Below are 20,961 nucleotides of genomic sequence, written 5' to 3'. Positions count from 1 at the left end.
CAACGCACGAGCTTCCCTCGTCACTGCTCGTTCCTCCGTCACTGCGCGGCTCATACTGCGACCTCCTCACGGGTCGTCGTCGTGCGGGCCGCGGCGGCGAGCTCTTCGCCGACCTTCCGCTGCTGGCGGCGGAGGCCGTACCGGCGAACGGTTTCATACGCGACGACCACGGAGATCACGATCAGGCCCTGCATGATCGTGGCGATCTCCTTCTCGTAGCCGTTGTAGTCCAGCGTCGAGGCCGTCTTGTCCAGGAACGCGACCAGCAGCGCGCCGAAGGCGATGCCGACCGCGTTGTTGCGGCCGAGGAGGGCGATGGTGATGCCCGTGAAGCCGATGCCGGTCTGGAAGTCCAGGCTGTAGGTGTGCGCGTCGCCGAGCAGCATCGGCATGCCCGCCAGGCCCGCCACGGCGCCGGAGATCAGCATGCTGGTGAGCACCATGCGCTTGGCGTCGACGCCGCTGGCGGCCGCCGCGCTCTCGCTGGCGCCGGTGGCGCGCAGGTCGAAGCCGAAGCGGGTGCGGCCCAGCACCAGCCAGTACGCCACGCCGCAGCCGATCGCCACGAACACGAAGCCGTAGATGTCACCGGCCATATCGCTGACGTGGAGGCCCGGGAACCAGGCGGAGGAGGGCAGGTCGCCGGTGGTGAGGTTGTTGCTGCCCTTGGGCTGCACACCGAACTGCGCGGGCAGGATGAGATACGCGATCAGGCTGGTGGCGATCGCGTTGAGCATGATCGTGGAGACGACCTCGCTCACGCCGCGGGTGGTCTTGAGGATGCCCGCGATGCCCGCCCAGAAGGCGCCCACCAGCATGGCGACGATCACGATCAGCGCGATGTGCAGCGGTCCTGGGAGCCCGACATTGGCGCCGACCAGGGCGGCGGCCATCGCCGCGAGCCGGTACTGGCCGTCCACGCCGATGTTGAACAGGTTCATCCGGAAGCCGACGGCCACCGCGAGCGCCGCCAGGTAATAGGAGCCCGCCTGGTTGATGATGAGCACCTGGATGTCGGCGTTGCCCGCGTATTCGAGCATCAGCTGGTACGGCTCGAACGGGCTCTTGCCCGAGGCGAGCAGCACCACGGAGGTCAGCAGCACCGCCACGACCAGGGCCAGCACCGGGCCGGCCACGGCCAGCAGCAGCCGGTCGCGGCTGAACTTCTTGCCCGCGGACCCGCCGGACTTGACGGACCCGCCGGACTTGGCGGGGCCGCCGCCGGTCTTCGCGTCGCCGCTCATCGGCTTCGCCTCGTCGGTCTTCTTCATCGCGCCGCCCCCTCCTCGGCGGGGTGCTCCAGATGGCCCGTGGCCGCACCGGTCATGGCCGAGCCCAACTCCTCGGGGGTGATGGTCGACGGGTCCGCGTCCGCGACCAGCCGGCCGCGGTAGATGACCCGCAGGGTGTCGGACAGGCCGATCAGCTCGTCCAGGTCGGCGGAGATCAGCAGGACGGCCAGGCCCTCCCGGCGCGCCTCGCGGATCTGGTCCCAGATCTGCGCCTGCGCGCCGACGTCCACGCCGCGGGTGGGATGCGCGGCGATGAGCAGCCGCGGATGGTGGCTCATCTCCCGCCCCACGATGAGCTTCTGCTGGTTGCCGCCGGACAGCGAGGCCGCGGTGACCTCGACGCCGGGGGTGCGTACGTCGTACTCGGTCACGATCCGCTCGGTGTCCGCCCGGGCGCCCTTCAGATCGAGCCAGAAGCCCTTGCCCTTGGTGTTGGGCCGCTCGGTGACGTGCCCGAGGATGCGGTTCTCCCACAGCGGCGCTTCGAGCAGCAGGCCGTGGCGGTGCCGGTCCTCGGGGATGTAGCCGACGCCGCCCTCGCGGCGCCGCCGGGTGGGCCAGCCGGTGACGTCCTCGTCGCCGAGGAGGATGGTGCCGCTGTCGGGCTTGCGGGTGCCGACCAGGGCGTCGATCAGCTCGGTCTGGCCGTTGCCCTCGACCCCGGCCAGGCCCAGCACCTCGCCCTTGCGGATGGTGAAGGTGATGTCGTCCAGCACGGTGCGGGCGCCGTGCTCGGCGTCCTCAGTGGTCAGCGTCACCCCCTCGACCTGCAGCATCGGCACATCGGTCACGGTGGACTCGCGGGTCTCCGGCGAGGGCAGTTCGCTGCCGACCATCAGCTCGGCCAGCTGCCGGACGGTGACCTCGGAGGGGACGACGGAGCCGACCGTGGTGCCGCGCCGGATGACGGTGATGTCATCCGCGACGGACAGCACCTCGCCGAGCTTGTGCGAGATGAAGATGACGGTGAGGCCCTCCGCCTTGAGCTCGCGGAGGTTGTCGAAGAGCGCGTCGACCTCCTGCGGGACCAGCACGGCGGTCGGCTCGTCGAGGATCAGCGTCCGCGCGCCCCGGTAGAGCACCTTGAGGATCTCCACGCGCTGACGGTCGGCGACGCCCAGGTCCTCGACGAGGACGTCGGGGCGCACCCCGAGGGCGTACGCGTCCGAGATCTCCTTGATCTTCGCGCGGGCCTTGGCCCCGATGCCGTACAGCTTCTCGGCGCCGAGTACGACGTTCTCCAGGACGGTGAGGTTGTCGGCCAGCATGAAGTGCTGGTGCACCATTCCCAGGCCGTGGGCGATGGCGTCGGCGGGACTGTGGAAGGAGACCTCTTCGCCATCGACCGTGATCGTCCCCTCGTCCGGCTTGTGCATGCCGTAGAGGGTCTTCATCAGGGTGGACTTGCCCGCGCCGTTCTCACCGACGATCGCGTGCACGGTGCTCTTGCGGACGGCGATGTGGATGTCGTGGTTGGCGACGACACCGGGGAAACGTTTGGTGATCCCGCTGAGTTCTACTGCGGGTGGACTGCTGGACGCGTTGATGGCGCACTCTCCTCGAAGAAGGAGTCTCGGCGGTGGCGGGGGGGGACCTCCCAGCGGTGGCTGGGGGAGTCAAGGGGCGGCGGTGGGCCGCACAGCGAGCGGGACCTGAGGTGGTGTGCCCTGACGACCTGGGGAGCAAGAGGGATCGGCGTCGGATCGACCGCACCGGACGACGCTCCTTCTCCCGATCCCTCTTGCCCCCAGGTCGTAGCTCCCTCCCCAGGCCCCGCTCATCTGGTCAGCGGATGCTCAGCAGTTGCTCAGCAGACCGAATGCCACCTTACGGCGTCGTCTTGACCTTGATCTCGCCGCTGATGATCTTCTTCTTCGCGGCCTCGACCGCCTCGACGACCTTGGTCATCTTCTTGTACGCGGGGTTGGAGTCGGCCAGGCCGACGCCGCCCGTCTTGAGGCCGTAGCGCACCGTGCCGGACTGCGGCTTGCCGTCCTTGACGGACTTGACCAGGTTGTAGACGGCGTCGGGGATGCCCTTGGTCGCCGAGGCCAGGATGTGGTCCTTGACCTTGGCCAGGCCCGCCTGCTTGTACTGGTCCATGTCGACGCCGATGACCCACTTGCCGCGCGCGGCCGTGGTCTCGATCACGCCGGTGCCCGCCTTGCCCGCGACCTGGTAGATGACGTCGGCGCCCGCGTCCAGCTGGCCGTTGGCGGTGCTCTTGCCGAGGTCGGGCTTCTTGAAGCCGCTGTAGTCCGGCGGCTGGGTCAGGTACTGGACCTTTACCTTGACCGACTTGTTGGTGTCGTGGACGCCCTGGACGTAACCCGCCTCGAACTTCTTGATCAGCGGGTTCTCCACACCGCCGACGAAGCCCACCGTCTTGGACTTGGTGGTCAGGGCAGCCGCCACGCCCGCCAGGTAGGAGGCCTGCTCCTCGTTGAACACCATGTTGACCACGTTCTTGGCGTGCACGGTGTCGTCGTCGACGAGGCCGAAGGTGGTCTTCGGGAAGTCCTTGGCCACCTTCTTCACCGCCGGAGCGTAGACGAACCCGACGGCGATGACCGGGTTGTGCCCCGCGCGGGCCAGGTCGGACAGGCGCTGCACCTGGTCGGCCTGGGACTCACCCTCGGACGGCTCGACGGCGTCGCCCTTGACCCCCAGTTCCTTCTTGGCCTTGGCGTAGCCCGCGTACGCGGCGTCGTTGAAGGACTGGTCGCCACGGCCGCCCACGTCATAGGCGATCGCGACGCCCTTGTCCTTCTTGGAGTCGGATGAGCTGCCACCACAGGCCGTGGTGGTGAACGCGAGGGCCGCGATGCCTATGCCCGCGACGGCGATGCTGGATACCCGGCGCACGAGGGTTCCCCTTCGGCTTGAGCGCCTCCTTCGGCGCTGGTTTCGCCGCATCGTAACGCGCGTAGATGGCAGATAAAGGGGCGTCCGGAAGCCGTTATCGGATCGTCGCGAATCTGACTTGTCCCGGGATCCCCCGGGACATGTCAAACAAGCGAAGTCCTGGCTCAGCCGAGCAGAGCCGCGGCGGTGAACAGCTCCACGCCAACCTCGATAGCCCCTTCATCCACATCGAAATCACCACAATGCAGATCACGCCGGGCCGTGTCACCGATCCTGCGGACCCCCAGCCGCGCCATCGCGCCGGGCACGCGCTCCAGGTACCAGGAGAAGTCCTCGCCGCCGAGGCTCTGCTCCGTGCCCTCCACCGCATACGATCCACGGCGGGTTTCCATCGCGCGGCGCAGCAGCTCGACCGAGCTGCCCTCGTTCACCACGGGCGGCACCCCGCGGACATAGTTGATCTCCGACTTGGCGCCGTGCAGGGTCGCGATCTCGTCGACCGCGGCGTGCACCAGGTCGGGCGCCTCCCGCCAGGCGGGCAGATCCAGACAGCGGACCGTGCCCGACAGCTCGGCGTGCTGCGGGATCACGTTGCAGGCGTGGCCCGACTCCACCCGGCCCCAGGTGACGGCCAGGCCCGAGCGCGTGTCGACCCGGCGGGACAGCACCGCGGGCACCTCCGTGATCACCTTCGCGGCCGCCGTCACCAGGTCGGTGGTGAGGTGGGGGCGCGCGGTGTGGCCGCCCGCGCCGTCGAGGGAGACCTCCAGGCGGTCGCAGGCGGAGGTGATCGCGCCGGTGCGCAGCCCGATGCGGCCCACGTCGACCTTGGGGTCGCAGTGCAGCGCCAGGATCCGGCCGACCCCCTCCAGTACGCCCGCCTCGACCGCGTCGGGCGCGCCGCCCGGCAGCACCTCCTCCGCGGGCTGGAACAGCAGCCGTACGGGGCGCGGCAGCCGGCCCTCGCGGGCCAGCTCCGCCAGCACCAGACCGGCGCCGAGGACGACGGTGGTGTGCACATCGTGGCCACAGGCGTGGGCGCGGTCGGGCACGGTCGAGCGGTAGGGCACGGTCTTGGTGTCCGGGATGGGCAGCGCGTCGATGTCGGCGCGCAGCGCCAGCATGGGCAGCGTCGCGGCGCCGCCCGTGCCGCCGTCACCCGTGCCGATGTCGCAGATGAGGCCGGTGCCGGTGGGCAGCACGCGCGGCGTAAGGCCCGCCTGCTCCAGCCGCGCCTTGATGGCGGCGGTGGTGCGGACCTCGCGGTTGCCAAGCTCCGGGTGCATGTGGATGTCCCGCCGGAAGGCGATCAGTTCCGCCCGCAGCTCCTCGGAAAGCCGGCCGGGCAGCGCGAGAGCGATCGCGCTCAGACCGGGTGCGGCCCCGGGCGCGAAGGCCTGGGCCTGGGCGGTGACAGCCTCGGCCTCAGCGGTGACGGAATCGGTCTCGGGGGACATCAATTGCTTCACCCGATGAAGCGTAGAACGGCTGGTGGGGCGACCGGATGTCGATCAACAAAACTTCAACCCGTTCGAGGACAGGAAACTGCCACCCCCCTCGCATGATCTCCCTAGTCAGGGGGTATAACAGGTCCTTCCACAGCCGCCTGGTAGTGACGAGCGCCACATGGCGTACAGGTGAACCCCTGACAGGAAGTTGCCGCAGCCATCTCAGGATGTGGTCAGCAGCGCCCGGTCCGGCCTCTTACGGCGCGGCCGCGGGCGCCGACCGCAGCCGGTGCACGTCCCGGGCCGTGCCCGTGACCCCCGACAGGAACCCCTGGGCGCGCGGCGAGGCGTCGCTCCTCAGCCAGGCGGGGTCCACCTCGCAGACCGCGACCTTGACCCCCGTACCCACGAGCGCAAGCGGAAGCGTGTGCACGACGGTCGACGGGAAGCTCACGATCGTATGGCCGATGGGGCCGCGGCGGGCTATCAGCTCCAGCGGCAGGTCCGGCCGTACGATCTCCAGCCCGATCTCGGTCGCGACCCGGTGGAGCTTGTCCGCGCTCTCGCGGCGGTGCGCGAAGTAGCGGGTCGCCCCGTGCGTACGGGCCAGGGAGGCCACCGCCTCCAGATAGCGCTCCAGGTCGACCACCCCGGTCTCCACCAGGGACGTGCCCACCAGGTCGGTGCCGCGGGTGAGCAGGGGCGGGCCGAAGCGGGCCCGGGTCCAGGCGAAGGAGTTGGCCGTGACGGTCACCCCGGCGGGCGGCTCGACGGGCATCGAGCTGAACACCTCGACGCGTCGGTCGCCGCCCGGGGTGAGACGGCGGCGCGCGGTCGCCGACACCGGCGCGAACACCATCTCCCGCGCCCCCCGGCCGGTGCCGCGCCGGTGCCAGCGCACCAGGGGCTCACCGCTGGCCAGTTGGGAGACGAACTCCATGGTGGCCGTGCCGTCGTCGACGACGACCAGGTCCTGGGCGCGGGTGAGCGTGAGCAGCAGCTGCACATAGCGCGAGAACGGATCGCCGATGACGATCCGGTGGGCGCGGCGCAGCGGGCCGCGCAGCCCCCCGATCGTCTTCAGCGGCGCGCCCGCCCCGCCGCGCGCCTCCTCCCACCGCACCGTCATACCCTCGTCCCGCGCGAGCTCCGCCATCCGGCGCAGCTGGCCGCGCGTCATCGGGTCGTGCGGCGACAGCACCACCACGGTCAGGCCCTCGGGGGCGAGCCCGTCCGCATGCGCCCACTCCAGGACGTTCAGCAGCTGAACCGGGCTCTCGACGAAGGCCAGGGTGGCGCCGGAGCCGGCGCCGGTGGGACCGGGACGCTCGGCACGCTTGGCGCCGTCCCGGGACAGGGCCCGGAAGCGGCGGGCAGCCCCCGAGGAGTCACGGGGACCCGCCGCTTCCGGGCGTGGGCCGGGCTGACCGGCCGGTGAGTTCACAGCAGACGGCTCCTTGGCCTCTCAGACCTCTCAGAATCCGACCGGCTCGTCAGACCCCGGCCGGCTCGCGCTCGGTGCTCTCCACGGTGGCCTCGCCCTCGGCGACGACACCCGCGACGCGGCGCAGCTTCTTCATCGGCCCGAGCTCGCTCTCGTAGACCTTCTTGACCCCGTCGCCCAGCGACTCCTCGATGGTGCGGATGTCGCGGACCAGGCGCTGCAGGCCCTGCGGCTCGACCGAGGCGGCCTGGTCGGAGCCCCACATCGCGCGGTCCAGGGTGATGTGGCGCTCGATGAAGGTCGCGCCGAGCGCGACGGCGGCGAGGGTGGTCTGCAGACCGGTCTCGTGGCCGGAGTAGCCGATCGGCACGTTCGGGTACTCGGCCTGCAGCGTGTTGATCACGCGCAGGTTGAGCTCCTCGGCCTTGGCCGGGTACGTCGAGGTGGCGTGGCAGAGCAGGATGTTCTCGCTGCCCAGCACCTCCACCGCGTGGCGGATCTGCTTGGGGGTGGACATGCCCGTCGACAGGATGATCGTACGGCCGGTCGCGCGCAGGGCGCGCAGCAGCTCGTCGTCGGTCAGCGAGGCGGAGGCCACCTTGTGGGCCGGGACGTCGAACTTCTCCAGGAAGGCGACGGCCTCGGTGTCCCACGGGGAGGCGAACCAGGCGATCCCGCGCTTCTCGCAGTGCTCGTCGATGGCGCGGTACTCGTCCTCGCCGAACTCGACGCGGTGCCGGTAGTCGATGTAGGTCATCCGGCCCCAGGGGGTGTCCCGCTCGATGTCCCACTGGTCGCGCGGGGTGCAGATCTCCGGGGTGCGCTTCTGGAACTTGACCGCGTCACAGCCGGCGTCCGCGGCGGCGTCGATCAGCTTGAACGCGTTCTCCAGGTCGCCGTTGTGGTTGATGCCGATCTCACCTGTGACGTAGACCGGGTGGCCGGGGCCGGCGATCTTGTCACCGAGCGTGCGGAGGCGATTGTTGGAGCTCACTTAAGACAGTTCCTTTCCGAGAATCCACGAGGCGATCTCGCGGATCGCACCGTCCCCTCCGGGCGTGGAGGTGACCGCGCGTGCGGCGCCGCGCACGACGTCGTGCGCACCTGCGACCGCCACGGGCCAGCCGACGAGGCCGAAGCACGGGAGGTCGTTGACGTCGTTGCCGACATAGAGCACGCGCTCCGGCGCGATGCCCTGCTCCTCGCACCACTGCTTCAGCGCGAGGTCTTTCCGGTCGATGCCGTGCAGCACGGGGACCCGCAGCTTTCGGGCGCGTGCGGCGACGACCGGGTTCTGCTCCGTGGACAGGATCAGCAGCGCCAGCTCAGCGCGGCGCAGGGCGGCGATCCCGAGCCCGTCGCCGCGGTGCACGGCGACGAGTTCGCGTCCTTCGGAGTCGATCAGCACCCTGTCGTCCGTCTGGGTGCCGTCGAAGTCGAGTACCACCGCGTCGATGTCCTCGCGGGTGGGGAGCGCACCGGGGCGCGGGGCGTCGAGGAGCGGCGCGAGCGCGCGGGCCCGGGCCAGGTCGTGCGGGTCGTCGATCTCCAGGACGCGGGCGGCGTCGGTGCGGACCAGGGCGGTACGGCCGAAGAAGCGGTGCCGCTCGGCGCGGAAGCCCTCCACCCGCATCGCGTACGCGGCGCCGGTCTCCAGCAGGTCCTGCGGCCGGTCCTGGCGGCGCGGCCGGTACGACTTGTCGTGGTTGATGCCGTACCCGCCCTCGGGCGTGGCACCGTTCCCGTCCTCGCTCGTGGCTGCGTCGGTCCGGTCTTCGGCGTCCCGCCAGACGAAGCCGTGGAACGGGGCCACCGTCAGCGCGGTGTCCGCCCCGCCGTCCAGCACCGCCTCGACGACGCCGTCCACGTCCTCACGGACGATGAACGGGCTGGTGCACTGCACCAGCAGCACGACCTCCGCGCTGATCCCGTGGATCGCCTCGTACGCGTCGAGCGCGTGGAGCACGGCGGCCTCACTGGTCGCGGTGTCGCCCGCGATGGCGGTCGGCCGCTGGATGACCTCCGCGCCCGCGCCGCGGGCCACGGCGGCGATGCCCGCGTCATCGGTGGAGACGATCACATCCGTCACCAGGCGGCCGGCCAGGCACTCCCGGACGGCGCGCGCGACGAGCGGCACGCCCCCCACGGCGGCGAGGTTCTTGGCGGGCACGCCCTTCGAACCGCCACGGGCGGGGATCACGGCGACCACACGCCGGTGGGAGGGGGACATGGCGGCTCCTTCAGTGCCTTCGGTGCCTTGGTTTCCTGCGCCTCGGCTTCCTGCGCCTCGGCTTCCTGCGCCTCGGTTTCCTGCGCCTTCGGAGTTCTCGCGGGCGCTCACAGCGACCACCCGTTCGCTTCTCCGCCCGCGCGGCGCAGAGGTGCGGCCATCAGGGACATGTGCGGCCCGGCGGCCGCGCGTGCTCCCCCAGCTACCGCTGGGCGGTGCCCCCTGCTCACAGCTCCCCCATCCGGCGGATCACGGGCGCCACGCGCTGTACGCCGTGCCGGTAGGCGCCGCGCGCCGCCTCGCGCATGGTGTTGCGTACGACCCGCCGCAACCCGCTGACCTGCGCGGCCTCCCCCGCCGCCGCGCCCGGCCGCGGCCGGCCGTCCGGCTCGAAGCCGTACCGGGCGAGTCGCGCGGGCAGGTAGCCCGGCGCGGTGGCCCGCGTGTAGTAGGGGGCGAGCGGCGGCAGTTGCCGCGCGGCGAGTTCGGCGACCCGCTGCCGCGCGGCGTCGAAGGCCGTCTCGTACGCGCCGTCGGCCGCGACGCCCTGGCGGCTCACCCAGTCGGGGTCGGGCACGGGCAGATGGCCCGCGTCCAGCTGGTCCCAGGAGGCGAGGCAGCCGGAGCCGAGGAAGTGATGGTTGCCCAGCACCTCGCGCACCCCGAGGTCGGTGAGGACGGCGGTCGGGATGCCGCGGTGCAGGGATTCCAGGGCGGCCGTGGAGCTGACCGTCACCAGGAGGTCCGTGGTGTCCAGGACCTCGCCCATGTTGCCGTAGGCGAGGCGGAAGTTCTTCGGCACGTCGTCGCCGAGCTTGCCGAGCAGCTTCTGGTACGGCAGCTCCTCGATGTGCGTGGTGTGCTCACCGGGCTTGCTGCGCAGCTTGACCAGGACCTCGCGGTCGGAGTGCGCCCGGGCGTGCTCCACGGCGCGGCGCAGCAGGTACGTCCGGTCGGCGCGGTTGTCCGGGACGGACGGCTGGACCGCGAACACCACCGTGCCTCCCGGGTACGCGCGCCCCTCCCGCGCCTTCTCGTCGTAGCGGGCGCCCCCGAGGAACGGCAGCGCGCACTCCACCACGCTGTCCGCCGAGGCGCCGACGCCCGTGTACACCTCGCGGAACCGCTCGGCGTCATGGCGGGAGTTGGCGAGGACGACGTCCGCGCCGTGCCGCAGCAGCAGGCCGTCGGCGAGCTTCTCGTAGACGACGCCCACATAGCCGGTGACCACCACGGGCCGGCGCGCGGCGCCCTCCCAGGCGCGGGCGAGGCCGTGCAGCATGGCCTGGACGGCGCCGCCGACCAGGGACAGCACGATCACGTCGTACCGCTCGCGGTCCACCGCCGAGACGAACTCGACCCCCGTCACCTCGCGCAACGAGTCCGCGCGTACCCCGACCTCGGCGAGCTGCCGGACCGTGGGCGTCGCCCGGCCGCGCAGCAGGAAGCCGTCCATGCTGCGGCCTGACTCCGAGTCATCCGGTACGAGGCGCTGCGCGGTGAGCGCGCCCCATTTCCACCGGGTGTCGGAGTCGGCGAGCACGGCGACTCGTAGCGGGGAATTGGTACGTGAGGGCACGACGCTGACGCTAGGAAGCGATTTCGATTCACGGCCCAACGCAGGAGCAACAAAGGGTTAACAGCACATCGACGCTTGGCGAATCGGCCGACGGGAACCGACGGGCGCCCATCAAAAAGCCGTCCGGAAGCTGTCGGGGAGCCGCCGGGAAGCCGGGCGGAGCGCCCGGTCAACCGCGTAGATGTTCCGACAAAGGCGGCGGGTTAACCGTCCTGACGTTCTTCGTTCACCTTTACGTACACCCCTCGTCAAGCCGAATGCCAGACGGCGACCTAGCGTCACGCGAGTGGTTAAGCTCTCCGTCATCGTGCCGTTCTACAACGTGCAGACCTATGCCCCCGATACGCTGAGAAGTCTGCGTGCGAACGCGCGCGAGGACTTCGAATTCATTCTCGTCGACGACTGTGCCACCGACGGGACTCCGGAGATCCTGGAGCGCGCCGAGCGCGACCTTCCGGGGGCCGTCTACGTGCGGCACGAGCAGAACGGCGGGCTCGCCACCGCCCGTAACACCGGCCTTGACGCGGCCCGCGGCGAGTACCTCACCTTCCTCGACGGCGACGACTGGCTCGCGCCCGGCTACTACGCGCAACTGCTGTCCGCCATCGAGGAGTTGGACTGCGACTTCCTGCGCACCGACCACGTCCAGTGCACCGGCCGGGCGCGCACGATCCACCGCGTACCGCACGGCCTGCGCAACGTCGTCATGAACCCGCGCGACGTCATCCTCCCCGCCGACCGCTCCACCTCCGTCGACTACGCGTACGCCTGGGCGGGCATCTACCACCGCCGCCTGGCCGACCAGGGCCTGCTGCACTTCACCCACGGTCTGCGCACCGCCGAGGACCGCCCCTGGATCTGGAAACTGCACCGCGAGGCACGCTCATTCGCGGTGGTCGGCCTGCTCGGCGTCTTCTACCGGCGCGGCGTCGCGTCCTCGCTGACCCAGATCGGCGACGTACGACAGCTCGACTTCATTCGCGCATTCGATCAGGTAATCGAAGAAACGGCCCGGGACCAGGACGCGGACGCCCTTCTCCCGAAGGCCGTGCGCACCTATTGCGCGATCATTTCCCACCATCTCGGCAACATCGAAAGGTTCGAGCCGACCGTGGCCAGGAAACTGCGTTCCATGTCCGCGGCCGCGATGAAGCGCATGCCACAGGACGTACTCAAAGAAGCGCTGGACTCGATGGACTACGAGCGCGCGGCCCGGCTGCGCCGGCTCAAGCGCCGCCCGGTGACGGAGGTGGCGGCCTGATGTCCGCCCTCGCCCCCGCCCCCCGTACACCCCGCGCCCTCCGCAAGCGCACCCAGATCTTCCTCGCCTCCACGCTCTACGGCGCCGCCACGATCGCCGCCGCCATCGACTCGGAGCGCGTCGGCCCGGCCGACCGCCGCCTGCTGCTCATCAGCAACAACGCCGCGACGCCCGAAACCACGCCCGCCATTGACGACATGCCCGGCTTCGAGCGGCTGCGCGGCCGCTTCGACCGCGTGCTGTCCTGGAACGAGACGATCAGCCCCTTCCACCCGGGCGGCTGGTCCCCGCGCGCCGACGACGCCCCCCTGTGGGAGCGCCATCTGCGCCTGCTGTGGAACCTCGACGACGACGACATCGAGATCGTCCTGGAGTCCATCCAGGTCAACCCGGCCATGGCGATCGCCCATGTCTTCCAGGGCGCGCCCATCGACGTCTACGCCGACGGGCTGATGAGCTACGGCCCCACCCGCAACAAGCTCGACCCGCTGATCGGCACCCGCATCCGCCGCCTCCTCCACCTCGACCTCGTCCCGGGGCTGCGGCCGCTGCTGCTCACCGAGTTCGGCGTCAAGCCGGAGGTCATCCCGACCGACGTCTTCACCAAGGTGCTCGCCGAGATCACCGACGCCGCCCCGCGCAGCGTCACCTCCGCGAGCGAGCGGATCGCCACGGGCGTGGGCCCGGCCTTGATGCTCGGTCAGTACCTCTCCGCGCTCGACATCCTCACGCCACAGGAGGAGGAAGAGCTGCACGTACGGATGTTGCGCGGCGCCGTGGCCCTCGGCCACCGCAGCGTCGTGTTCAAGCCGCACCCCACCGCGCCGGCCCGCTGGTCGCGGATGCTGGAGAAGAAGGCCGCGGAGCTGGGCGCCGAGCTGACCGTCATGGACACGCCCGTCCTCGCCGAGGTGCTGTACCAGCGGATGGCCCCGGCCCTGGTCATCGGCTGCTTCTCCACCGCGCTGCTCACCGCGAGCGTCTTCTACGGACTGCCGGTCGCCCGTATCGGCACCGATGTGCTGCTGGAGCGGCTGACCCCCTACCAGAACAGCAACCGGGTGCCCGTCACCATCGTCGACGCGCTGCTGCCCGACCTCGAGGACCACAAGGCCGTCGCCGCGTGGACCCCGCCCACGGACGAGCGCACCGGCCGGCAGCTGACCGGGCTGGTCGCCGCCGTCGGCTTCGCCATGCAGGCCAAGATCTACCCGTCGCTCCGCCCCGCCGCCGAGCGCTATCTGAACGCCCATCTGGACTCCCACACCTGGCGCTACTTCAAGCGCCGCCGCCTGACGGCACTCGCCCTGCCCGGCGCGGTCCCCTCCCAGCTCGGTTTCATCCCGCGCAACGAGACCGTACGCCGGGTCGCGCGACGTGCGCGCGCGCTCAAGCGGTCGGCGCTGAAGCGAGCGGCCACCGGGTGAGACGGGGGGCGGGTGCTGCCGCCGTACGGGACAGACAGGCGACGAGTGCGAAGGAACGGCATGACGACCGCGGGCAGAGAGCTCGGCAGAACGAGCCGCATACGCAGGGTGTGTGACGGGGGGGCGGCGTACGGGGCCACCCGAAACGACGCCACACCCCGGAACGGGGCCACGCGAAACGGGGTGCCGGCGTGACCACGACCGCGGGCGCACCCGCCACCCCGTCCACCGGCCAGGGCAGCAGCCCCGGCGGCACCCGGCCCGCCGACCCGGGCGACACCGGCCCGATATCCCCCACCGCCGCGCTCCCCCTGCCCCCCGCACTCCCCCAGACCCCCGCGCCCGCCGCCGAGGGCTCCCGCCCCGCCCGCGGCGCGCCCGTACGGCTGCGCGCACTGGACGGTCTGCGGCTGCTCGCCGCCCTCATGGTCGCCGCGTACCACTACGGCGGCCGGAACGGCGAGATCAGCCAGGCCTGGGGCACCTCGCCCCGCGAGCAGTTCCCCACCGCCTCCAGCTACTTCGCGTACGGCTGCCTCGGCGTCCAGATCTTCTTCGTCATCAGCGGCTTCGTGATCTGCATGAGCGGCTGGGGCCGCCCGCTGCGCTCCTTCTTCGCCTCCCGCGTCTCCCGGCTCTACCCCGCCTACTGGGCCGCGATCCTCATCATCACCGTCGTCTTCGCGCTGCCCTGGGTCGCGTACAAGTCGGTCTCGCCCAGCGACACGCTGGTCAACTTCACGATGCTCCAGCAGCCCCTCGGCGCGGACCGGGTGCTGGGCGTGTGCTGGACGCTCTGGGCCGAGCTGCGCTTCTACGCCCTCTTCGCCCTCTTCGTCGTCCTCCCCGGCGCGAACCGCCAACGCGTCGTGCTCTTCTGCGCCGTATGGACCCTGGGCGCGGCCCTCGCGGAAGCCGCGAACCAGCCGCTCCTCGACCTCGTCCTGATGCCGGAGTACGCGCCGTACTTCATCGGCGGCATCGGCCTCTACCTGATCCACCGCTATGGCCACGACGCCCTGGCCTGGGGCATCGTCGGCATCAGCTTCCTCATCGGCCAGCACTACGCGGTGGCCCGGCTGTGGCACGAGCCGAATCCTGCCTTCTTCTCGTACCGTCCGGCGTCCGGCATCGTGGCCGTCGTGGCCTTCGGCTATCTCGCGGTCGCCCTGATCGCCCTGGGGAAGTTGCAGTGGGCCAACTGGCGCTGGCTGACCGTCGCGGGCGCGCTCACCTACCCCTTCTACCTGGTCCATGAACACCTGGGCTGGGTGGTCGTCGAACTGCTCCACCAGAAGCTGGGCATCCCCTCGTACGGCACCTTCGCCCTGACGATCCTGCTGATGCTGGCCCTCGCCTGGCTTCTCTACCGCTTCGTGGAGCAACAGCTGGCGCCCGTCATCAAACGGTCGCTGACGGCGGTCCGGGTGCGCTGACTCCTCATGAGCGCCGGCCCCCAAGGGCCGGCCGCCGCTTGCGGGTCATGGCTGCCCCGTGTGATCCGCACAGCAGCTCGAGCACGCCCAGGGCCGCGGTGCCGGCCTCCAGGTGGACGCCGATGGGCGCGCCGGTGGTGTGGTGTGGTGTGCCTCGGCGGCGGCGGCCATGACGTGCCGGGCGTGGTCGTCCAGGCGGTGATAGGACCCGGCGACTTTGATCAGTCCGGCCTTGACGGGGGCGCTGGTCACCTCGTGGACGAACAGCTCGGCCAGCCCGTCGCGAACAGCTTCCAGCTCGTCGTGGTCATAGTGCCTCGCCTGGTGCAATCCGGTGGCGGAGATGACGTGGACGCCGGACCGCCGCGACAGGTCGGGAAGTTCTTCGGCTCGCGGCCCCATCCCCCAGGGGGTCCACTGCACGACCGCGCCTCCGCCGAGCGCGGCGAAGGCGTTGAGTTCGGCACATGCGGCTTCGGCGTCGTCCAGTTCCTGGCCCGGCAGCATGGGCGAGCGGATGAACAGGTGGTCGTGGGCGTCGCACATGCCCAACTCGTCGGGCGGGATGTCCCCGAGCACAGTCCGGATCGCGGGGCTCATCGCGTGCTCTCCTGTTCCTGCTCCTGCTCCTGCTCCTGTTCCTGCTCCTGCTCCTGCTCCTGCTCCGCGTCGGCGAGTGCGTCCGCGGCGACACGCAGTCCGGCCAGGGCCTTGGGCACGCCGATATAGGGCGCCAGGTGGACGAAGACCTCGACGATCTGCTGCCGGGTCATTCCGATCCGCAGCCCGGTCCTGACGTGGCCGCTCAGCTGCGGGTCCACGCCGCCGAGTGCGGTGAGGGCGGCCAGGTTGACCAGCTGCCGGTCACGCAACGACAACCCCTCGCGCAGGTAGGTGCCGCCGAACAGGGCGGTGATGATCCAGTCGGCGTACCCGGGCGCGATCCGCTCCAGTCCCGGCAGGGTCGCCTGCTGGGTGGTCTCGTCCTGCAGGAGGTTCAGCATCCGATACCCCTCATCGCGATCCAGTCGGGTCTGTGTCAGTTGCTCCGGCAGTGCGGGGTTGGTTGCCATGGCGGTGTCCTCCATCGAGCTTCGTAACGCTTCAAACGTTACCGGGACGATAGCAGGGGTAACGACTGAAGCGTTACACTCTCGCCATGACCAAGGAAGACAAGTTCGCCTTCCGCTTCGACTGCGGCGCCCTCTGGTTGAACCTGCTCGCCACCAAAGGCCGCACGTTCAGCGCGGAGCCAGTGGAGCGGCTCGCCACGCCCGCCCGGCTCGCCGAATGGCTGGAGCACTGCGAGCTGTCCCCCACTCGGCCGCCGGACCAGGGCGACCTGGAGCAGGCGCGGCAGCTGCGGGAGACCCTGCGCGTCCTGGCCTTGGCAACCGTCGATGAGCAGCCGCCACCCGCAGGCGCCGTGGCGGACCTGGCCGGCTTCCTCTCCGCACATGACGACCCGATCCGGCTGACAGCGGACGACCGGCTGCGACGCGAACCGCCAACGACGACCGTGGATGCCCTGACCCGCATCGCCCGTCAGGCGGTGGGCCAGCTGAGCAGCTCGGACCGGCTGACGCTGAAAAGCTGCCCGGAACACGACTGCCGGGGCATCTTCATCGATCCGCCCGGGCGCCGACGCTGGTGCCCGTCCCTGTCGTGTGCGAGCCGGGGCAGGGTCCGCGCACTGCGCGCCCGCCGCAGCGCCGCCGCCCCTGAACTGCCTGCACCAAGCACTGGATCTTGATCCTTGGCAGGCCGAGCGCACGACCGTAGGGTCTTGCCCTGATCGTTCACGCACTCGCAATTCAGGCCAAGGAGACAAAATAGATGAGGAACGCCTTACGTGCCCTGCTCGTGCCGGTAGCCGTCGCGGCCGCCACCGCGCTGCCCGCCTCCACGGCCCATGCGGCCGACGGGTACGACCGGTGTCCTGACGGCTATTACTGCATGTTCTCGGGCCTCGACGGCACGGGCGACATGATCACGCTGAGGGGGAGCACGCCGGACCTCGCGGCGCTCGGCATGAACGACCGGGCCAAGTCGGACTGGAACCGGACCTCCTCCACCATCTACCTCTGGTCCGACGCCAACTACACGGGCTGCGCGGTCGTCACCTCCGCCGACCCCACCGGCAAGGGCAACTTCTACCCCGATTACCGGGACTTCCTCAGCTCGGTGCAGTTCGACGGCCCGGGCGGCCTGAGCTGCGGCACACCACCCGGCGAAGACGGCTGACCGCGGGCCCGGCGGCCTGGGCCGTGCGCGCAGGCCGCCGGCCGAGTCGTCCACCGCGGCGGCTTCGGCCTCATAGGCGTTGGCCGGATGCGGTAATTTTCGACCGACTGGTACAAGTGCTGGTCTTCGGCTGTGGCTACGAGCGCGTCGCGGACGAGCACTGCTCGGCCACGACCTTGCGCCGCCGGAGGGACGAGTGGATCGCACTGGGCGTGATGGAGCATCTCCGGCTGCTGGTTCTGTCCGCCTACGACCGCATGATCGGTCTTGAACTGGGCCGTCTGGTCGCCGACGGCTGTATCACCAAAGCACCCTCCGGCGGCGAGTGCGCCGGCAAGAGCCCGGTCGACCGGGCAAAAAGGGCATGAAACGCTCACAGTTGACTGAAGGGGCGGGCATACCGCTGGTCACCGAGCCGGCGCCGGCGAACGTACGTGACCACACCCTGCTGCCGCCCACCCTCGACGCCTACGCCGGCCTGGAGAAGCAGACTGCGCCGCTGCACGGAAAGACGCAAAGCCACCGTCCACTTCTTCCTCGCTCCGGCCTCCGTGATCATCACTGTGCGCTGCCTGATCCGACGGGCCTGGACCCACTACCGATGGGACACCCGCCCCCGCACACCACGCATCCGATGACCTACTGGCGGACACTCTAAGAGGGTTGAAAACAAGCTCAGGGCCTGTCGTCAAAGGAGCGCCGATCAGGCCGGGCACAAGCGATCTGTTCAAGACCGGGCGGCGACAGCCGCACGAGACTGCCGACATGACCGAACGAGCTTTCACTCCGGCGTTGGGCCGATTCGCTCCCACGCGTCTCTACGATCCCGTGGCCGCCCTGCTGCGCGAGCGCCTGTGGCGCGGTCTGCTGACCATGCACGTGGCTCCCCGGCCCGACGACGAGATCGTCGACGTGGGCTGCGGCACCGGCTCGCTGGCGGTGTTGCTGCACCGCGTCGAACCCCGGGCACGGATCATCGGTGTCGATCCGGACCCTGACGTGCTGGCCATCGCGCGCCACAAGGCCGACACGGCAGCCACCACCGGTACCGCCGTGGAGTGGCGGGTCGGCATGGGCGACGAGTTGGCGGGGGTTCTCGGCGCCGGCTCGGTGGACACGGCGGTCTCCAGCCTCGTGCTGCACCAGTGCCCGATGGACACGAAGCGGGCCATCCTCGCCTCGATGCATACGGTGCTGCGGCCTGGCGGAAGGCTGGTGATCGCCGACTACGGGCTGCAGCGCACCCGGACGATGCGCCTGGCGTTCCACCTTGTGCAGCTCGCCGACGGCACCGAGGACACCCGGCCCAACGCCGAAGGGGTCCTGCCCCGGTTGATCTCCGAAGCCGGGTTCAGCGGCGTGCGCGAGGCCGAGGTGGTCTCAACGCTCAGCGGCTCGATCTCGGTGTACGTCGCGCGCCGCGCTTGATGGGCGGAGCACCGGCAGTACGGCAGCCGGGGTGAGGCCGATCAGCTCCCGCATCTGCCGGGTGAAGTGCGCCTGGTCGGCGAAGCCGCCGGCGACGGCCGCGTCGGCCGGTGACCGGCCCTCGTGCAGCGCCTCGGCGGCCCGCCGCAGATGCAACCACAGCCGCCAGCGCACGAGCGGCAGGCCGAGCTGGTCGCGGGCCAGCGCACGCAGCCGCTGGGGCGACAGGCCGACGCCTGCGGCCAGATCCGGCATGGGGACGTCCCGGTCCGCCAGCGTGTCCATCGCGGCCAGGAGCCGGGGGTCGAGCTCGCCCGACGGGCGCGCGCCGGCCCGGCGTACGTCCCCCTCGCCGAGCTCGTGCAGCTCGGGCGCGGCCGTGATGCCGGGGCCGCAGCGCCGACGTAACCGGTCGGCGAACGCGCAGTGTGGGTCCACGAAGAACGTGAGCTGGTCCTCCGTCGGGAGCATCCGGTGCCGCACCATCGGGGGCACGAGCAGTACCGCGCCTCGATGGCAGGTGTCGCCGGAGTCCACCATGCCCACCTCGCCGCCGGCCGCGGCCCCGGCCGCGATGGCGATCTGGAAGGCGGCGTGCCGGTGGAAGGAGCCGTCCGCCGACGGTCCCCGGTACAGCGCATAGCCGACGCCGACAGCGAAGCGTGGCACCGGCTCGCCCCCTGTCCCCGCCCCGGCCCTCCCCAACTCCTATGCCTCCCGGGCCGCGGAGGTGAGTGACATGTCCGAGTAGCGGTCGCCCGCGACCTGACCGGCGATCGGCTCCAGCAGCGCCAGCTCGTCGGAGGTCAGCGTGATCCAGGTGGCCGCGGCGTTCTCGAGGAGGCGGCTGCGCTTGCGGGTCCCGGGGATCGGGACGACAGTCAGGCCGTGCGCCTGGGCCCGCTGCTGCACCCAGGCCAGGGCGATCTGGGCCGTGGTGGCGCCATGGTCGGCCGCGAGCTTGTGCAGGGGCGCCAGGAGAGCGGCGTTCGCCTTGGCGTTGTCGCCGGTGAAGCGCGGCAGCAACTGCCGGAAGTCGCTGCTGGAGAGGTCTTTGCCCGCGTCGGTGAAGGCCCCGGTCAAAAAGCCCCGGCCGAGCGGCGAGTACGGCACGAAGGCGACCCCGAGTTCGGCGGCCGCGCCCACCGCGCTGCGCTCGACGTCCCGGCTGAAGACCGACCACTCCGACTGCAGGGCGGTGATCGGGTGCACGGCGTGCGCCTCGCGCAGTTCGGCACCGGTGACCTCGCTCAGGCCGAGGTGCTTGACCTTGCCTTCCCGTACGAGGTCGGCCATGGCGCCGACGGACTCGGCGAGCGGGACGGCGGGGTCGCGGCGGTGCATGTAGTAGAGGTCGATGACCTCGACGTTCAGACGGCGCAGGCTCGCCTCGACGGCCTTCTTGATGTAGGCGGGATCGTTGCGGATGGCTCGGTAGCTCGGGTCGTCGGCGCGGTATTCGATGGCGAACTTGGTGGCCAGAGTGATCTCGTCGCGGTGCGCGGCGACGAACGGCGCGAGGAACTCCTCGTTGGCACCGACGCCGTACATGTCGGCGGTGTCGATGAGGGTGACGCCCGCCTCGACCGTGGCCTCCAGGGTGTCGCGGGCCGCCGCGTCGTCCGTCTGGCCGTAGGCGGCGCTGATGCCCATGGCGCCGAAGCCCTGGACGCCGACGAGGGGGCCGCCGCTGCCCAGCTCGACCTTGCTGATCTGTTCGATGGCGTTGCTCATGATGGCGCTCAGGCCCTTTCCGGCGCCCGGCGGGCGCCCGCATAAAAGTCGATCTTGGCGTCGAGTACGGTGAGGGTGTCCTGCAGCCCCGCGATGCGCGCGAGGACCTCGCGTCGGGTCTGTTCCAGAATCTCCCGCCGTTCGTCGTAGGTGGCCTTGCCGCGGAGCACCAGCTCCGCGAAGCGGACCATGTCGGCGATCGGCATCCCGGTCAGCCGCAGCTTGCTCACGAAGGCGAGCCAGTCCAGGTCCCTGTTGTTGAAGAGGCGCTGGCCGGTGTGCGACCGCTCCACGTGCGGCATCAGACCGATCTGCTCGTACCAGCGCAGGGTGGGCGCGCTGAGTCCGGTGACCTCCGCGACCTCGCTGATCGTGTAGCGGTCCTGGCCGTCGGGTCGCGGATGCGCCGTCCCGGCGGACACACAGGCGTCCACGGGCGGGACCTTCACGGGAGTGCTGTCGATCACCGTCATGCCCACCACGCTAGGACCTTCAAGTGCACTTGAAGCAAGCACCCTCCGTGCGACGTCTCCACCCGGTCCCGGTGGCAGCGCACTACGGTCGCGCGTATAC

Annotated in this window: 18 protein-coding genes and 2 pseudogenes; 7 read left to right on the top strand and 13 right to left on the bottom strand. The window is 70.6% G+C overall.

Annotated elements, in window-relative coordinates:
• Positions 1 to 50: 50 nt before the first annotated feature.
• The 8 genes from PV419_RS18025 to PV419_RS17990 all read right to left on the bottom strand — a co-directional run bounded on the left by PV419_RS18025 (position 51) and on the right by PV419_RS17990 (position 10,858).
• Entirely contained in the window at positions 51 to 1,271 is a 1,221-nt protein-coding gene (locus PV419_RS18025) for an ABC transporter permease (RefSeq protein ID WP_319689773.1), read from the bottom strand.
• Positions 1,268 to 2,839, bottom strand: coding sequence for an ABC transporter ATP-binding protein (locus PV419_RS18020; protein ID WP_319690066.1), 1,572 nt, complete (start codon positions 2,837 to 2,839; stop codon positions 1,268 to 1,270). The genes PV419_RS18025 and PV419_RS18020 overlap by 4 nt, the downstream gene beginning before the upstream one ends.
• A gap of 280 nt (positions 2,840 to 3,119) precedes the next feature.
• Complete coding sequence (locus PV419_RS18015; RefSeq protein WP_319689771.1) at positions 3,120 to 4,157, bottom strand: BMP family ABC transporter substrate-binding protein; 1,038 nt, start codon at positions 4,155 to 4,157, stop codon at positions 3,120 to 3,122.
• A 164-nt stretch (positions 4,158 to 4,321) separates the two neighbouring features.
• Positions 4,322 to 5,614 (bottom strand): amidohydrolase, encoded by a 1,293-nt coding sequence (locus PV419_RS18010; RefSeq protein ID WP_319690049.1) that lies wholly within the window; start codon positions 5,612 to 5,614, stop codon positions 4,322 to 4,324.
• Between the two features lie 247 nt (positions 5,615 to 5,861).
• Positions 5,862 to 6,896, bottom strand: coding sequence for a hypothetical protein (locus PV419_RS18005; RefSeq protein ID WP_319690043.1), 1,035 nt, complete (start codon positions 6,894 to 6,896; stop codon positions 5,862 to 5,864).
• 202 nt (positions 6,897 to 7,098) lie between these two features.
• Positions 7,099 to 8,043 (bottom strand): N-acetylneuraminate synthase family protein, encoded by a 945-nt coding sequence (locus PV419_RS18000; protein ID WP_319689769.1) that lies wholly within the window; start codon positions 8,041 to 8,043, stop codon positions 7,099 to 7,101.
• Positions 8,044 to 9,279, bottom strand: a complete 1,236-nt coding sequence (locus PV419_RS17995) for an acylneuraminate cytidylyltransferase (protein ID WP_319689767.1) — start codon at positions 9,277 to 9,279, stop codon at positions 8,044 to 8,046.
• A 226-nt stretch (positions 9,280 to 9,505) separates the two neighbouring features.
• Positions 9,506 to 10,858 carry a DUF6716 putative glycosyltransferase gene (locus PV419_RS17990; RefSeq protein ID WP_319689765.1) on the bottom strand — a complete coding sequence of 451 codons (1,353 nt, stop codon included), beginning with the start codon at positions 10,856 to 10,858 and terminating at the stop codon, positions 9,506 to 9,508.
• A gap of 286 nt (positions 10,859 to 11,144) precedes the next feature.
• Between PV419_RS17990 and PV419_RS17985 the strand changes: the two genes are divergently transcribed.
• The 3 genes from PV419_RS17985 (at position 11,145) to PV419_RS17975 (ending at position 14,982) form a co-directional block, all read left to right on the top strand.
• The gene (locus tag PV419_RS17985; protein ID WP_319689763.1) at positions 11,145 to 12,119 is read left to right on the top strand and encodes a glycosyltransferase family 2 protein; all 975 of its coding nucleotides are present in this window, start codon (positions 11,145 to 11,147) and stop codon (positions 12,117 to 12,119) included.
• Positions 12,119 to 13,546: an alpha-2,8-polysialyltransferase family protein gene (locus PV419_RS17980; protein WP_319689761.1), complete on the top strand. Its 1,428-nt coding sequence runs from the start codon at positions 12,119 to 12,121 to the stop codon at positions 13,544 to 13,546. Before PV419_RS17985 ends, PV419_RS17980 begins: the two co-directional genes overlap by 1 nt.
• Positions 13,547 to 13,857: 311 nt before the next feature.
• On the top strand, positions 13,858 to 14,982 hold the full coding sequence (locus tag PV419_RS17975; RefSeq protein WP_415925327.1) for an acyltransferase family protein: 1,125 nt from the start codon (positions 13,858 to 13,860) through the stop codon (positions 14,980 to 14,982).
• A gap of 55 nt (positions 14,983 to 15,037) precedes the next feature.
• On the opposite strand, the pseudogene PV419_RS17970 reads toward PV419_RS17975, so the two are convergent.
• Together PV419_RS17970 and PV419_RS17965 are read right to left on the bottom strand one after the other, a co-directional pair.
• Positions 15,038 to 15,582: pseudogene (locus tag PV419_RS17970) on the bottom strand (phosphotriesterase); the annotation flags it as partial.
• Positions 15,579 to 16,055, bottom strand: a complete 477-nt coding sequence (locus tag PV419_RS17965; protein ID WP_319689757.1) for a carboxymuconolactone decarboxylase family protein — start codon at positions 16,053 to 16,055, stop codon at positions 15,579 to 15,581. The pseudogene PV419_RS17970 and the gene PV419_RS17965, both read right to left, overlap by 4 nt.
• An 86-nt stretch (positions 16,056 to 16,141) precedes the next feature.
• On the opposite strand from PV419_RS17965, the gene PV419_RS17960 reads away from it, so the two are divergent.
• The 4 genes and pseudogenes from PV419_RS17960 to PV419_RS17945 all read left to right on the top strand — a co-directional run bounded on the left by PV419_RS17960 (position 16,142) and on the right by PV419_RS17945 (position 18,654).
• Positions 16,142 to 16,735, top strand: coding sequence for a CGNR zinc finger domain-containing protein (locus PV419_RS17960; protein WP_319689755.1), 594 nt, complete (start codon positions 16,142 to 16,144; stop codon positions 16,733 to 16,735).
• A gap of 83 nt (positions 16,736 to 16,818) precedes the next feature.
• Positions 16,819 to 17,226, top strand: coding sequence for a peptidase inhibitor family I36 protein (locus tag PV419_RS17955; RefSeq protein WP_319689753.1), 408 nt, complete (start codon positions 16,819 to 16,821; stop codon positions 17,224 to 17,226).
• 77 nt (positions 17,227 to 17,303) lie between these two features.
• A pseudogene (locus PV419_RS17950) lies at positions 17,304 to 17,864 on the top strand (IS5/IS1182 family transposase); the annotation flags it as partial.
• Positions 17,865 to 18,054: 190 nt separating this feature from the next.
• Complete coding sequence (locus tag PV419_RS17945; protein WP_319689751.1) at positions 18,055 to 18,654, top strand: class I SAM-dependent methyltransferase; 600 nt, start codon at positions 18,055 to 18,057, stop codon at positions 18,652 to 18,654.
• Here the strand turns inward: PV419_RS17945 and PV419_RS17940 are convergent.
• From PV419_RS17940 to PV419_RS17930, 3 genes are read right to left on the bottom strand one after another with little or no spacing between them, the layout of a single operon-like run.
• Positions 18,607 to 19,323, bottom strand: coding sequence for an AraC family transcriptional regulator (locus PV419_RS17940; RefSeq protein ID WP_319689749.1), 717 nt, complete (start codon positions 19,321 to 19,323; stop codon positions 18,607 to 18,609). The two genes, PV419_RS17945 and PV419_RS17940, sit on opposite strands and share 48 nt — an antisense overlap.
• 39 nt (positions 19,324 to 19,362) lie before the next feature.
• Entirely contained in the window at positions 19,363 to 20,388 is a 1,026-nt protein-coding gene (locus PV419_RS17935) for an aldo/keto reductase (protein ID WP_319689747.1), read from the bottom strand.
• A gap of 8 nt (positions 20,389 to 20,396) precedes the next feature.
• Positions 20,397 to 20,861, bottom strand: a complete 465-nt coding sequence (locus PV419_RS17930) for a MerR family transcriptional regulator (protein ID WP_319689745.1) — start codon at positions 20,859 to 20,861, stop codon at positions 20,397 to 20,399.
• Positions 20,862 to 20,961: the final 100 nt, after the last annotated feature.

The organism is Streptomyces sp. ME19-01-6 (assembly GCF_033793745.1).
In the GTDB taxonomy this organism is placed as follows: Bacteria; Actinomycetota; Actinomycetes; order Streptomycetales; family Streptomycetaceae; genus Streptomyces.
Note: the sequence above shows the minus strand (reverse complement) of the source record. Positions and strands in the feature narration are given on the sequence as shown.